Annotated in this window: 14 protein-coding genes; 6 read left to right on the forward strand and 8 right to left on the reverse strand. The window is 66.5% G+C overall.

What is annotated here, in order from left to right:
- Positions 1 to 2: 2 nt before the first annotated feature.
- The 6 genes from DD559_RS19045 (at position 3) to DD559_RS19070 (ending at position 6,654) form a co-directional block, all read left to right on the forward strand.
- Positions 3 to 1,451 carry an alginate export family protein gene (locus DD559_RS19045; protein ID WP_116470565.1) on the forward strand — a complete coding sequence of 483 codons (1,449 nt, stop codon included), beginning with the start codon at positions 3 to 5 and terminating at the stop codon, positions 1,449 to 1,451.
- Between the two features lie 200 nt (positions 1,452 to 1,651).
- Positions 1,652 to 2,872: an NAD(P)/FAD-dependent oxidoreductase gene (locus tag DD559_RS19050; protein ID WP_116470566.1), complete on the forward strand. Its 1,221-nt coding sequence runs from the start codon at positions 1,652 to 1,654 to the stop codon at positions 2,870 to 2,872.
- Between the two features lie 77 nt (positions 2,873 to 2,949).
- Positions 2,950 to 3,723 (forward strand): enoyl-CoA hydratase-related protein, encoded by a 774-nt coding sequence (locus tag DD559_RS19055; protein WP_116470567.1) that lies wholly within the window; start codon positions 2,950 to 2,952, stop codon positions 3,721 to 3,723.
- Positions 3,724 to 3,845: 122 nt separating this feature from the next.
- On the forward strand, positions 3,846 to 4,688 hold the full coding sequence (locus tag DD559_RS19060) for a diacylglycerol/lipid kinase family protein (protein ID WP_116470568.1): 843 nt from the start codon (positions 3,846 to 3,848) through the stop codon (positions 4,686 to 4,688).
- Positions 4,685 to 5,410, forward strand: a complete 726-nt coding sequence (locus DD559_RS19065) for a metallophosphoesterase family protein (RefSeq protein ID WP_116470569.1) — start codon at positions 4,685 to 4,687, stop codon at positions 5,408 to 5,410. Before DD559_RS19060 ends, DD559_RS19065 begins: the two co-directional genes overlap by 4 nt.
- A 143-nt stretch (positions 5,411 to 5,553) precedes the next feature.
- Positions 5,554 to 6,654 carry a GSCFA domain-containing protein gene (locus tag DD559_RS19070; protein WP_116470570.1) on the forward strand — a complete coding sequence of 367 codons (1,101 nt, stop codon included), beginning with the start codon at positions 5,554 to 5,556 and terminating at the stop codon, positions 6,652 to 6,654.
- A 74-nt stretch (positions 6,655 to 6,728) separates the two neighbouring features.
- Here the strand turns inward: DD559_RS19070 and rpsI are convergent, their stop codons facing one another.
- The 8 genes from rpsI to dxs form a co-directional block, all read right to left on the reverse strand.
- The gene (gene rpsI, locus DD559_RS19075; protein WP_116470571.1) at positions 6,729 to 7,283 is read right to left on the reverse strand and encodes a 30S ribosomal protein S9; all 555 of its coding nucleotides are present in this window, start codon (positions 7,281 to 7,283) and stop codon (positions 6,729 to 6,731) included.
- Positions 7,283 to 7,762 carry a 50S ribosomal protein L13 gene (rplM, locus tag DD559_RS19080; protein WP_116470572.1) on the reverse strand — a complete coding sequence of 160 codons (480 nt, stop codon included), beginning with the start codon at positions 7,760 to 7,762 and terminating at the stop codon, positions 7,283 to 7,285. Before rplM ends, rpsI begins: the two co-directional genes overlap by 1 nt.
- A gap of 131 nt (positions 7,763 to 7,893) precedes the next feature.
- Complete coding sequence (locus DD559_RS19085; protein WP_116470573.1) at positions 7,894 to 8,832, reverse strand: hypothetical protein; 939 nt, start codon at positions 8,830 to 8,832, stop codon at positions 7,894 to 7,896.
- A gap of 78 nt (positions 8,833 to 8,910) precedes the next feature.
- Complete coding sequence (gene cutA / locus DD559_RS19090) at positions 8,911 to 9,225, reverse strand: divalent-cation tolerance protein CutA (RefSeq protein ID WP_116470574.1); 315 nt, start codon at positions 9,223 to 9,225, stop codon at positions 8,911 to 8,913.
- On the reverse strand, positions 9,222 to 10,250 hold the full coding sequence (locus DD559_RS19095) for a COX15/CtaA family protein (RefSeq protein WP_116471035.1): 1,029 nt from the start codon (positions 10,248 to 10,250) through the stop codon (positions 9,222 to 9,224). The genes cutA and DD559_RS19095 overlap by 4 nt, the downstream gene beginning before the upstream one ends.
- A gap of 42 nt (positions 10,251 to 10,292) precedes the next feature.
- Positions 10,293 to 10,511: a hypothetical protein gene (locus tag DD559_RS19100; protein ID WP_116470575.1), complete on the reverse strand. Its 219-nt coding sequence runs from the start codon at positions 10,509 to 10,511 to the stop codon at positions 10,293 to 10,295.
- Complete coding sequence (locus tag DD559_RS19105) at positions 10,508 to 10,879, reverse strand: plasmid mobilization protein (RefSeq protein ID WP_116470576.1); 372 nt, start codon at positions 10,877 to 10,879, stop codon at positions 10,508 to 10,510. Before DD559_RS19105 ends, DD559_RS19100 begins: the two co-directional genes overlap by 4 nt.
- Before the next feature lie 190 nt (positions 10,880 to 11,069).
- A complete protein-coding gene (gene dxs, locus DD559_RS19110; protein WP_116470577.1) occupies positions 11,070 to 12,995 on the reverse strand; it encodes a 1-deoxy-D-xylulose-5-phosphate synthase in 1,926 nt (641 codons plus the stop codon).
- Between the last annotated feature and the right edge of the window lies 1 nt (position 12,996).

Consider the following 12,996-nt stretch of genomic DNA (forward strand, 5'->3'; position numbering starts at 1 on the left):
CCATGCAGCATTTCCTCTGCGCCCTGGGCGCCACCCCCGTGCTCGCCCTTGCGACGCCCGCCATCGCCCAGACGATCGACAAGAGCGCAACCTATCCTGCGGCGGCCGCCGGCGACGGCGCCACCACCGGCGGCTACAATCTTTCCCGTTGGGCGGAGGATTGGCGTGCGCTGTGCGACCCAGCCAGACGCGACGATCCGATCGACGCCCTGAAATGCGTGAAGCTCACGCCCAGCGGTGATGTCTATGTCACGCTGTCCGGCGAGGCCCGGCTGCGCGTCAACCACACCACCAACCCCAATCTGCGCGACAGTCGCGCGCAGCGGCAGGATATCCTTCGCCTGGTCGGCGGGGCGGACCTGCACATGGGCGAGCATCTGCGCGTCTATGGCGAGCTTGCCCATGGCAGCATCACCGGCATCGAGCTTGGTGCGCCCGCCGCGACGCTGCGCAACCGCGTCGCCGTGCAGCAGCTCTTCGCCGAGGCGACAGGCGAGGTCGCCGGGATCGAGGTCGGCGCGCGCTATGGCCGGCAGGAATTTGTCGATGGTCCCAACCTGCTCGTCTCGCAGCGCGACAACAACACGATCCGCTACACGCTCAACGGCACGAGGCTATGGGCGCGAGGCAAGGCGATGCGGGTGGATCTGTTCGATCTGAAGCCGACCCAATATGGCGATCTGGGCAGCGACGATGACGTGATCGATCCCGCGCGGCGCTTCTCCGGCGTGACGCTGGGTTTCGTGGTACCCAAGGCGCTTGCGGGCAAAGCCAAGCTCTATTTCGATCCGTTCTTCTGGCGCCGCCGCAACACGGTGGGCGCCTGGGGAGGCCGGATCGGCCCGGCGACCCGCTATTATCTGGGCGCACATCTGTTCGGCGAAGCGGGGCCGGTGACGATCGACTGGTCGGTCAATCATCAATGGGGTGATTTCCGCGATCAGCGGATCGATGCCTGGCAGGCGCTCTTCGCCCAGAATGTCCGACTGGGTAGCGGCAAGCGTGCGCCCCGGATCGGGTTCCACGCCGATTATGCCAGCGGTGGCGGGGGCTATGGCGATGGCAAGCTCCGCAACGCCTATGCACCCTTCGGCAACAACATCTACTACAGCTATGGCCTTTTCCTGACGCCGAGCAACCTGATCGCCGTGGCGCCGACGCTGGCACTCTCTCCGTCGTCGCGGCTGCGCGTGAGCGCCGAACTTCAGCGGGCGTGGCGCGCCAACGTCCACGATGCCGTCTATCGTGCGAGCGGCCAGCCTTTTGCCGGCACGCAGAATGTTCGCGATGCGCATATCGGCGATGTAGCGCGACTGCAGCTGGTATGGGCGATCGCGCCGCGGCTGTCGCTCACCGGTCGGTACGAGCATTTCGCGGCCGGGCGGGGGCTCCGCAACGCGGGCTATGCCAGCTCGGATTTCGTCGCCGGATGGCTGAGCTTCCGGTTCTGACGGAAGGTGGCAGGATGACGGGGCGGGCGATCCCCGGCCGGCGATTGCTTTGCTGTCCTTCCAGGGTCGACCCGCGTTCCCCGACCGTATAGAGACCGCCATCGGTACGAAAGTTGGCCGACGGGCGCGAAGACTTGTCGGTCGCCCGCATATTGCTATCAGCCATAGCAATATGCGGAATGGACTGGAGGGGAACGGGCTTGGAACGGTTTGATGTTCTTATCGTCGGTAGTGGCCATGCCGGTGCGCAAGGTGCGATCGCGCTGCGCCAAGCGGGATTTGCGGGTACGCTGGCGATCGTTGGGGAAGAGGCGGAACTCCCCTATGAGCGGCCGCCGCTCTCGAAGGACTATCTCACAGGCGAGAAGAGTTTCGAACGCATCCTGATCCGCCCCGCCGGCTTCTGGGAGGAGCGTGCGATCGCCATGCTGCCCGGTCGGCGCATCGTGGCGGTGGACGCGGCGGGCAAGACCGTGCGCGACGGCGAAGGGCGCGAGATCGGTTATGGAAGCCTGATCTGGGCGACCGGGGGCAGCCCGCGGCGCCTTTCGTGCAGCGGCCATGATCTCGCCGGCGTCCATGCCGTCCGCACGCGCCAGGATGTCGACCAGCTGCTCGCCGAGCTTCCCGCCGCTGGTCACGTCGTGGTGGTCGGCGGCGGCTATATCGGCCTGGAGGCCGCTGCTGCGCTGACCGAGCAGGGTAAGCATGTCGTGGTGCTGGAGGCGATGGATCGCGTGCTCGCACGCGTTGCCGGCGAGGCCCTTTCGCGTTTCTACGAGGCCGAGCATCGCGCCCATGGCGTGGAGGTTCGCACCGGCGCGCTGGTCGACTGCCTGGACGGGCGTGATGGGCGCGTCTGTGGCGTGCGGCTGGCGGGCGGCGAGACGCTGCCGGCCGACCTGGTGATCGTCGGCATCGGCATCGTGCCCGAAGTCGCGCCGTTGCTCGCGGCCGGGGCCGATGGCGGCAATGGCGTGCGGGTCGATGCGCAGTGCCGGACCAGCCTGGCAGATGTCTTCGCGATCGGCGACTGTGCATTGCATCACAACGGCTATGCCGACGGTGCCGAGATCCGGCTGGAATCGGTGCAGAACGCCAACGACCAGGCGAACGTCGTCGCCAAGGTGCTGACCGGGCAGCCGGCGCATTATGATGCGGTGCCCTGGTTCTGGTCGAACCAATATGATCTGAAACTGCAGACGGTGGGATTGTCGATCGGGCATGACGCGACGGTGCTGCGTGGCGACCCCGCCACGCGATCCTTCTCGGTCGTGTATCTGCGCGGCGGGCGGGTGATCGCCCTCGACTGCGTCAATGCGACCCGCGATTATGTGCAGGGTCGCCGGCTGGTGGCGGAAGGGATCGTCGCCGAGCCCGCGAAGCTTGCCGATCCGGCGGTGGTGCTCAAGGAGCTTTGAGCGCCGCCGCGAGGATGGAGTTGCGTAGCGGCATCGCACCGGGCATCCCGTTCCGCTGAACACAGGGAGGAACGAGGATGTCGGACGCGCCGGTGCTGCTCGCGATGGAAGGCGATGTCGCCGTGGTTCGGCTCAATCGCCCCGATCGGCTCAACGCGCTGACATCGGACATGCTGGATCTGCTGGCGGCGACGTTACGGCAGGCCGCTGCGGACGGCGCCCGCGCCGTCCTGCTGACCGGGGAAGGCAAGGGATTCTGTGCCGGCGCCGATCTCGCCGCCGGCATGGCCATTCGCGATTCAGGCGAGTCGCTGCGGCAGCATTTCCATCCGGTGATCATGGCGATGGCCGACCTGCCGATCCCGATCGTGGCCGCCGTGAACGGCCCGGCGGCGGGGGCTGGTGCCTCGATCGCCCTGGCGGCGGACATCGTGGTGATGGCGCGCTCGGCCTATCTCCTGCTCGCTTTCGCCAATATCGGTCTGGTGCCCGATGCCGGGGCGACCTGGCTGGTCGGCAAGTCCGCCGGGCGTGCCAAGCTGCTCGAAATGGCGTTGCTGGGGGAGCGCCTGCCGGCGGACGAGGCGCTTGATGCCGGGCTGGTGACGCGGGTTGCCGACGATGTGGTCCTGATGGAAACGGCCCATGGTCTGGCGGCCAAGCTGGCGGCGATGCCCACGGTGGCATTGGGGCTGATTCGGAAACAGGTGGCGGCGGCCTTGGCGGGCACGCTGGCGGAAACGCTGGAGATCGAAGCGGCGCACCAGAGCATCGCGTCGCGTACCGAGGATTGTCGCGAAGCGGTTGCCGCGTTCCTCGCCAAGCGAACGCCGCAGTTCAAGGGGCGATAGAGCGAGGTGGCGGGAAGTTGCCCCAGCGTGACGACGCCGATTTTGGGTTGTGGATAGGAGCGAGGAGCGAGCGGGGCGCTGCCCCGCGCGACGAAATCGGTTCTCGGGCGTTTCGATGCGGCATGAAGAATCTGTGGTTCATCACCAATCCGAATTCCGGCACCACCTCGCAGGCCAAGTGCGACGCGCTGGAAGCGGTGTTTGCGGAGCGGGGGCTATCGCTGGCGGGCCGTACCCGCTTTCCGGCCGATACCATGCCCGAGGCTGCCGCGCTGGACGGGGCGGGCGTGGATACCGTGGTGCTGTTTGCAGGCGATGGGACGATCAACGCTGCGCTTCGTGCGCTCGCCGAGTGGGAAGGGGCATTTCTCGTCCTGCCGGGCGGGACGATGAACCTGCTTGCCAAAGCGCTGCATGACGAAACCGATCCGCACAGGATCATCCATGCCGCGCATGAATGCGATCGGCGCGTGGCGCTGCCCTATGTCGTCGCCGGCGAGCACCGCGCCTTTGTCGGCCTGATCCTCGGCCCGGCTGCGACCTGGTTTCGCGCGCGTGAGGCGGTGCGCAAGGGCCGGCTGGGCCGGCTGATCGCGGCGGTGCGCGGCGCGTGGCGCAGCACCTTCCACCGGCGCGGCGTGCGAGTGGAAGGGGTGGCGGGGCTGGGCGATCGCTATCAGGCGATTCTGGTGAACCCAGGCGCGGATGGGCTGGAGGTAGCGGCGGTCGATGCGCGCGACTGGGGGGCGATCGCGCAGCTCGGCTGGGGATGGCTGACCGGCGACTGGCTCGCGGCGCGCGCCGTCACCGAACGCAGGGCCGAACAGTTGTGGGTGCGCGAGCGCCGACCGGTGCTGGCGCTGTTCGACGGCGAACCGGTGATGCTGGCGAGCGGCACCAACATCCGCGCCGCGCGCAGCCGCGAAACCTTCATCGCGACCCGTGCGGGAGAGCGCTTGCGATGATCCGGCTCTTCCATGTCAGCGACGTGCATTTCGGATGCGAGGACGCGGCGGCAATCGCCTGGTTTGCGGACCTGGTCGGGCGCGAACGGCCCGACGCCGTGATCGTGACCGGGGACCTGACGATGCGCGCGCGCAGCCGCGAATTTGCGGCGGCCGGGCGGTGGCTCGAACAACTGGGCGTACCGGTGACGGTAGAGGTGGGGAACCACGACCTGCCCTATTTCAATCTCGTCGCCCGGTTTGCCACGCCCTATCGTCGCTATCGCGCGTTGGCGCGCATGATCCAGCGCCCGCTCGATTTGCCGGGCGTCTCGGTGGTGCCGCTGAAGACCACGGCGCGTTTTCAATGGCGGTTGGATTGGTCGAAGGGGGTGGTGAGCCTGCGGGCGTTGCAAAAGGCACTCGCCATCGCCGAGGCCGCCCCGCGGGACGGGTTGGTACTGGTGGCGGCCCATCACCCCCTGGTCGAAGCGGGTACCAGCGCCAGCGCGCAGACGCGGAAGGGGCGGGAGGCCTTGGCCGCGCTGGCGGCGGCGGGGGCGGACGCCGTGCTGACCGGCCATGTGCACGATCCCTTCGATATCGAGCATGTACTGGGCGATCGCACGATACGGCTGATCGGCGCCGGAACCCTTTCGCGCCGGACCCGCGACCAACCGGCTTCGTTCAACGAGCTCCACGTCGACGGGCGCCAACTGTCCACCCGCGCGCGCTTCATGTGAGGGGGAGGCCTGCCCTTGGGGCGGGTTTTTCGGTGCCTTGCGGCGAACGGTGCCGGCCGATCCTGCGCCGCTACCTTCTGGCGCCTTTTCTTTCTTCTGTGGTAGCATGTCGGGCAGACAGACAGGGGGTACGAGGCACGGTGATGATTTCGGGCGATGTCGCATGGAAGGGTGCGGCAAAAAATCCTGCCAATCGCTGGCAGTCCTTGGCTTCGCGCTTTTCCGGCGGAATCGTCGATATCGTCCATACGCCGAAGTTCACCCTCGATTCTTCCGATCGGTTCTTCTGTATCGGCTCCTGCTTCGCCCGGAATATCGAGGAGCACCTGCTCTATCAGGGCGTCGAAGTCCTCAGCAAGAACATCATCGCGCCGAGGGAGGAATGGCCGAACCGACCCTCCGGGATCGTCAACAAATTCACCGTCCATTCGATGCGAAACGAGTTGGAATGGGTGCTCTCGCCACCGGAATATGATGAGAGGCTGTTTTCTGAGGTTGAGGATGGCTGGGTGGATCTTCAGCTTACGCCTGGTATCTTCAAAGTATCCTTGGCGCGGGCAGTGGAGCGGCGCCGGTATCTGAGCGAATGTTACTTCGCGCGCATTTCCAAGGCGAGCGTGGTTGTATTGACGCTCGGCCTCAACGAAATATGGTACGATTCAGCGCGGGCGCTGCACCTCAATGCACCGCCCAGCTATTTCGCGACCCGGAAGAACCCGGGGCGATATTTTCTGAAAGTCACCGATTTCGTCGAGAACTTCATCGAACTTCAGGCGCTGCACGCGACGTTGAAGAAACTCAATCCGGACGCGCGGATCATCGTGACGGTTTCGCCCGTGCCGATGTCGGAAACATTCTCGGGCCGGGATATTTTCGTCGCCAACATGTATTCCAAATCGATGTTGTGCGCGGCCGCGAACGCCTTTGCGGACGCACATGAGGATGTCGACTATTTCCCGAGCTACGACATCATCAGCCTTTCGCCCAGGCAGGACGTGTACGACCGCGATTGCCTGCACGTACGCAACGATGCCGTCGGGGCGATGATGGGGCTGTTCCTGCGGTTATATATGGGGATCGATGCCGAACCGATCGCATTTCGCGAACTCCCCTATCTGAACGCCAACGCGGATGTGGATGCGCTGGTGCGCCGGGGAGAGCTGGACTCCGGATATGCGCACTGGATCCGCGAGGGGCAGAAGGAAGGGCGGCCGCTCGCGCCCGGCGATCCCGTTCCCGCTTGAGCGGCGCGTCCAGGCAACGAAAAAGGGCGGCCCGTTGCCGGACCGCCCCATTTTCCTGGCCGTAGCCGAGACGCTTAGCGCTTCGAGAACTGGAAGCTGCGGCGGGCCTTCGCCTTGCCGTACTTCTTACGCTCGACGGCGCGGCTGTCGCGGGTCAGGAAGCCGGCCTTCTTCACCGGGGCGCGCAGCACCGGCTCATACTTGGTCAGCGCCTGCGCGATGCCGTGCTTCACGGCACCGGCCTGGCCGGAAAGACCGCCGCCCTTGACGGTGCAGATCACGTCATACTGGCCCTCACGCTCGGCGACACCGAACGGCTGGTTGATGACGAGACGCAGCGTCGGACGCGCGAAATAGATTTCCTGATCGCGACCGTTGATCGTGATCTTGCCGGTGCCCGGCTTCAGCCACACGCGGGCCACGGCGTCCTTGCGGCGGCCGGTGGCATAGGCGCGGCCATACTGATCCAGCTCCTGCGCACGCAGCGGCGTGGTCGGGGCGGCCGGTTCGGCGATCTCGCCGGCGAGATAGGCGTCAGCGCCGGTGGTGGCCGGAGCAGCCGGAGCGGCGGCGGGCTGCTGGCCCAGCGCTGCACCCAGGTCGGAAAGCGACTGGCGGTTGTCAGACATTATGCACCCACCTTGTTCTTGCGGCTCATGCCGGCGATGTCGAGAACCTCGGGGTTCTGGGCTTCATGCGGATGCTCCGAACCCGTGTAGATGCGCAGGTTGCGCATCTGCTGGCGGCCGAGCGGACCGCGCGGGATCATGCGCTCCACGGCCTTCTCCAGAACGCGCTCCGGGAAGCGGCCTTCGAGAACCTTGGCAGCGGTGATGCCCTTGATGCCGCCCGCATAGCCGGTGTGCTTGTAGTACACCTTCTGGCCGAGCTTCTTGCCGGTGAAACGGACCTTGTCCGCGTTGATGACGATGACATTGTCACCGCAATCGACGTGCGGGGTGAAGCTGGTCTTGTGCTTGCCGCGCAGCACATTGGCGATCACCACCGCCGCACGACCGACGACGAGCCCTTCGGCGTCGACGATGTGCCACTTCTTCTCCACCTCGGCCGGCTTGACCGACTTGGTGGTCTTCATCAGCGCCTTCATGGCCTGTGACCTTTCACGTAGGAAATGCAGACGCGCCACCGTTGCCGGCAGCGCGTTCGATGTCCCTTTGACGTTTGGGGTCCCGAAAGTCAAGAAATGCGTGGGTTTGCTGACGGGTAAAATAATACCTGTCAGTCGAGTCGGGTGATCTCCAGCGTCTGTTGCAGCGCCTTGCCGCCCATCGACGCCCGTCGGTCGTTGCGCAGATGGCGGGGCAGGGCGGTGGCACGATCAAAGCTGGCGACGCTCTCGTCGGTCATCGCCGAGGCGAGTTGCGAAAGTTGGGCCTGCATCTCCCGACCCTTCTCCGAATCCAGCGGGATGCCGACGCGTTCGGCCATCCCCGCTATCATCGAGGTCAGCGCTTCCTTTGTGACGGTCGACCGGATGCGGAAGGTCGCGCGATCCGCCGTAGCGGATTCCAGCGTCACGCTGGTCGTCCGTTCGAGGGGTATGTTGAACATCGGGATCGTGCTCGCCCCGGTCGTCTCGCGCACTTCGCCCTCGCGGGTCGATGTGCCGCCCCAGCCGAGCACGGGCTGGAGCGATTTGAGCAGAATCGCAGGCGCCTGTTCGGCGGTCATCCCTTCGAAAAGGCTGCGGATCTGCGCCTTTGCCTGCGCGCGCTCCGCCGCCGTCGTCCCGGCAGCCAGGGGTAGTTTGTCGACGGTTTCCAGCAGCCGCGGCCGAACGCTATCCCAATCGCGCGCACGGAGGACTTCGCCTTCCGCATCGACATCAAAGGTGATCGTCTGCGTCGTGAAGGGGAGGAGCAGCGGCGCAAGGGCAGGGTCTTTCAGGATCTCCTGCGCGGATGCGGGATCAATTTTCCATTGGAGCGTATATCCCGCACCGGCCTTGGCGAATCGCAGTTCTTCCACCCATTCGGACGCTGCGTTCACCCGATCGGACTGCGCGCGCGATTGCGCGATGCGATAGCGTATCGGTCGATCGAGCGGCGGCTGGAAGATCAGGGTCACCGTTTCCGCAGCGGCCGAGACAGGCGGCGCCATGGCGGGTTCGGCAGGCATAGTCCCGAGCATGGCGGCGAGTACAAGGAGCGGATGCATTCGCAGACGGTTCGGCAAATCGGCCCAGTTGGGCAAGCGGCGAGGCTTCCGCCTGGCTGTCCAGCGGCACGGCTGGTCCTATTGCGTCTCGTCGGCGATCCAGCGGGCAACGGCGTTGCCGGCTTCGGCGGGCCATTGTTCGATCACCGGCAGGTCATAGCCGTGGATCGCCGCGATCCGCTCGCGCAGGCGGAGCGCCAGGGCGGGGCGGGTCTTGAACAGCGCCGGCACTTCCTCGCCGCGTTCGATGTTCCCCTGCCAGCGGTAGATGGAGGTGCAGGGCGCCAGGAGGTTGACGCAGGCCGCCAGTCGCTCCGCCAGCACCGTCTCCGCCACCCGCTCGGCATCTGCCCGGCTGGCGAAGGTGACGTAGAGCAGCGCGGTGTCGTTCATCGGCGTCGGCCGGTCGCGTGCGTTCCCCAGACGGTGGCGCAGACCAGCAGCGCACCGACCAGCTGGTGGGTGGCGGCGAGGTGGAGGTTCACGCCGGTCATTACCGTGGCGATGCCGAGCAGGATCTGGATGCCGAACGCCGAGTGGATGGCGATCGAGGCGCGGCGGTCGCCGGCCGCGCGCGCCTTGCGGGCGAGCAGGATCAGCCCGGCAACCGCGACCCATGCCCACCAGCGATGAATGAAATGGACGATCGCCGGATCATAGAGCGCGGCGTGGACCGGGCTTTCGCCGATCTGGCTGACGCCGGGGAAAAAGCGGTCGTTCATCAGCGGCCACTGGTCGGTGACCAGCCCCGCATCGAGCCCGGCGACCAGCGCGCCGTAGAAGAGCTGGATCGCCAGCAGCACCAGCACCCCCACGCCCAGGCCGGTCAGCCGGGCAGGGCGCTCGGTATGGTTGGCGGCAAGCGCGCGCAGGTCGAGCATCGTCCAGACGATGCCGCCCAGCGTGAACAGCGCGGTCATCAGGTGGATCGCCAGCCAGAAATGGCTGACCGAGGTGCGGGTGTGGGTGAGCCCTGACTTGACCATCCACCAGCCGAATGCGCCCTGCAGCCCGCCCAGCGCGAGCAGCGCGACCAATCGCCAGCCATAGCCCTGCGGTATTTGCTTGCGGACCCAGAACCACAGCAGCGGCAGCGCGAAGACCATCCCGATCAGCCGGCCGAGCAGGCGGTGGACATATTCCCAGAAGAAGATCGCCTTGAAGCCGGCCAGGGTCATGCCCTGGTTCAGCTGCTGATACTGGCCGATCTGCTTGTAATGATCGAACTCCGCCTGCCACTGCGCGTCGTTGAGCGGCGGGACGATGCCCGAAATCGGCTTCCACTCGGTGATCGAGAGACCGGATTCGGTCAGCCGGGTGACGCCGCCGACGACGACCATCAACACGATCATGGCGGCGACGACGAACAGCCAGTGCGCAAGCGCGCGGGGGCGGGCGGTAAGGGGCAGAACAGTCATCTTCAGCACGTACCGCGATGTAGTCCCTGGGGGAAGCCGGCGCTAGCGGCTGGCGGGTGGACTTTCGGGAAGGGCCGGCGGTGCGGGCGGCGGCTGTCGCTTCATCGCAATGTCGATCAGCGTTTCCAGGCGGATCACCCGCTCGCGCGTCTCGATCGAGTGGCGGCGCGCTTCCTCGGCGGTGCTGAGCGCCTGCTCGACCTTGTGCTGGAGGAGTGCGACCTGCTGGAGGGCGCGCAGCGCGTCCGTCCAGAAGCTCATGCGCGCGCCCAGCCGGACAGGGCGGTGGACAGCGCATCCCAGTCGATCGAGGGATCGGCGAGCAGCTGTTCGCGAACCTGCGCGCGATAGGCATCCTCGTCGAACTGCGCGGCGGTGGTGCGGGCGGCGTCTAGCTGCGCAAAGGCAGCATCGGTGCGGGCGTTGGCGCCTTCGAGCTGGGCCAGCAAGTCCCGCATCAGCGTCATCTCGGCGTCGGTCGGCTCGGTATAGCGCTCCGCGGCGGTGCGCATGAAGTCGCTCATCGTCATGTCCGCAGCTTCGGCATTAGCGGCGATCCGCCGCTTTTCCTCGGGCGATACCAGCACGACGACACGGCTGGAGCGGGTCTCTGGAAGCTGCGTTGCCATGCACATGCACATACCATGTGCATGTTGGAGCTTCAAGGTGGAGGGGCAACCTATCCGCCCCCGCCAGGGGGAGGTGGCGCCGAAGGCGACGGAGGGGGCGGATGCCAGAGCCTCTCGGCCGCCGCGCTTCCTCCCCCTCTGTCAGGCTGGGCCTGACACCTCCCCCTGGCGGGGGAGGATATGGCTGGATTTACGCCCGCACGCCGTCAGCCAGTTCGGCCTCGTTGTAGCGCAGCGCCTTCAGCACGGTGTCGACGATATTGGCGGCGTTGAGGCCGGCCTCGTCGTACTGCTTTTCCGGCTTGTCCTGGTCCTGGAACAGGTCCGGCAGGCGCATCGTGCGCAGCTTCAGGCCGGCATCGATCAGGCCGGTGTCGCTGGCGAGCGTCAGCACATGCGCGCCCATGCCGCCGATCGCGCCTTCCTCGATCGTCACCGCCACTTCGTGCGTGGTGAGCAGGCGGCGGATCAGATCCTCGTCGAGCGGCTTGGCGAAGCGCAGGTCGGCAACGGTGGTGGAAAGCCCCTTGGCATCCAGCGTGTCGGCGGCCTTGAGTGCTTCCGCCAGGCGGGTGCCGAGCGACAGGATCGCCACCTTCTTGCCCTCGCGCACCACGCGGCCCTTGCCGATTTCCAGCCGCTGCGGAACCTTGGGCAGTTCGAGCCCGATGCCGTTGCCGCGCGGGTAGCGCAGCGCGATCGGGCCGCTGTCGTGCAGCGCGGCGGTGTGGGTCATGTGGACGAGCTCGACCTCGTCCGCCGCCGCCATCACCACGAAATTGGGCAGGCTGGCGAGATAGGTCACGTCGAAGCTGCCGGCATGGGTCGCGCCATCGGCGCCGACGAGCCCGGCGCGGTCGATCGCGAAGCGGACCGGCAGGTTCTGGATCGCGACGTCGTGCACCACCTGGTCATAGGCGCGCTGCAGGAAGGTCGAGTAGATAGCGCAGAACGGCCGCATCCCCTGCGCGGCGAGGCCCGCGGCGAAGGTAACGGCGTGCTGCTCGGCAATGCCCACGTCGAAGGTGCGATCCGGGAACATCGCCTGGAACTTGTCCAGCCCGGTGCCCGAGGGCATCGCCGCGGTGATCGCACAGACGGTTGCGTCGCGCTCGCCCTCGGCAATCAGCGCGTCGGCGAACACCTTGGTATAGGCGGGCGGGCCCGGCGGTGTCTTGGCCTGGGCGCCGGTGATCACGTCGAACTTCTGGACGCCGTGATACTTGTCCGCCGCCTTCTCGGCCGGGGCATAGCCCTTGCCCTTCTTGGTCACGACATGGACGAGGATCGGGCCCTGCTCGGCGTCGCGGACATTTTCCAGCACCGGGATCAGGTGCTCGAGATTATGGCCGTCGATCGGGCCGACATAATAGAAGCCCAGTTCCTCGAACAGCGTGCCGCCGGTTGCCATGCCGCGCGCGAATTCCTCCGCCTTGCCGGCGGCGGCGGTGAGGCGACGCGAGACCTTCTGGGTCACCCGGCGGGCAAGGCTGCGCAGACCGAGATATTCGGACGACGAGATCAGCCGCGCCAGATAGGCCGAAAGCCCGCCCACCGGCGGCGCGATCGACATATCGTTGTCGTTGAGGATCACGATCAGGCGGTTGCCGGCGGCTTCGGCGTTGTTCATCGCCTCATAGGCCATGCCGGCGCTCATCGCACCGTCACCGATCACCGCGATCGCCTTGCCGGGCGCCTCGTTCAGCTTGTTGGCGACGGCAAAGCCGAGCGCTGCGGAGATCGACGTCGACGAGTGTGCGGCGCCGAACGGATCATATTCGCTCTCGCTGCGCTTGGTGAAGCCGGAGAGGCCGCCGCCCTGGCGGATCGTCCGGATCCGGTCGCGCCGGCCGGTGAGGATCTTGTGCGGATAGCATTGGTGCCCGACGTCCCAGATCAGCCGGTCGTCGGGGGTGTCGAACACATAATGGATTGCGACCGTGAGCTCGACGACACCCAAGCCGGAGCCGAGATGGCCGCCGGTGGTGCCCACAGCACTGATGGTTTCGGTTCGAAGCTCATCCGCCAGCTGGCGCAGCTGGGCGGGGGCGAGCTTCCGGAGGTCCTGCGGCGTGTCGACGGTGTCGAGCAGCGGCGTCTTGGGTAGGTCAGCCATA

This window comes from Sphingomonas pokkalii (genome assembly GCF_003096275.1).
Lineage (GTDB): Bacteria > Pseudomonadota > Alphaproteobacteria > Sphingomonadales > Sphingomonadaceae > Sphingomonas > Sphingomonas pokkalii.

Coding starts and splice junctions, on each gene's coding strand:
- DD559_RS19045 (WP_116470565.1), top strand. CDS start 3: ATGCAGCATTTCCTCTGCGCCCTGGGCGCCACCCCCGTGCTCGCCCTT.
- DD559_RS19055 (WP_116470567.1), top strand. CDS start 2,950: ATGTCGGACGCGCCGGTGCTGCTCGCGATGGAAGGCGATGTCGCCGTG.
- DD559_RS19060 (WP_116470568.1), top strand. CDS start 3,846: ATGAAGAATCTGTGGTTCATCACCAATCCGAATTCCGGCACCACCTCG.
- DD559_RS19065 (WP_116470569.1), top strand. CDS start 4,685: ATGATCCGGCTCTTCCATGTCAGCGACGTGCATTTCGGATGCGAGGAC.
- DD559_RS19070 (WP_116470570.1), top strand. CDS start 5,554: ATGATTTCGGGCGATGTCGCATGGAAGGGTGCGGCAAAAAATCCTGCC.
- rpsI (WP_116470571.1), bottom strand. CDS start 7,283: ATGTCTGACAACCGCCAGTCGCTTTCCGACCTGGGTGCAGCGCTGGGC.
- rplM (WP_116470572.1), bottom strand. CDS start 7,762: ATGAAGGCGCTGATGAAGACCACCAAGTCGGTCAAGCCGGCCGAGGTG.
- DD559_RS19085 (WP_116470573.1), bottom strand. CDS start 8,832: ATGCATCCGCTCCTTGTACTCGCCGCCATGCTCGGGACTATGCCTGCC.
- cutA (WP_116470574.1), bottom strand. CDS start 9,225: ATGAACGACACCGCGCTGCTCTACGTCACCTTCGCCAGCCGGGCAGAT.
- DD559_RS19095 (WP_116471035.1), bottom strand. CDS start 10,250: ATGACTGTTCTGCCCCTTACCGCCCGCCCCCGCGCGCTTGCGCACTGG.
- DD559_RS19100 (WP_116470575.1), bottom strand. CDS start 10,511: ATGAGCTTCTGGACGGACGCGCTGCGCGCCCTCCAGCAGGTCGCACTC.
- DD559_RS19105 (WP_116470576.1), bottom strand. CDS start 10,879: ATGGCAACGCAGCTTCCAGAGACCCGCTCCAGCCGTGTCGTCGTGCTG.
- dxs (WP_116470577.1), bottom strand. CDS start 12,995: ATGGCTGACCTACCCAAGACGCCGCTGCTCGACACCGTCGACACGCCG.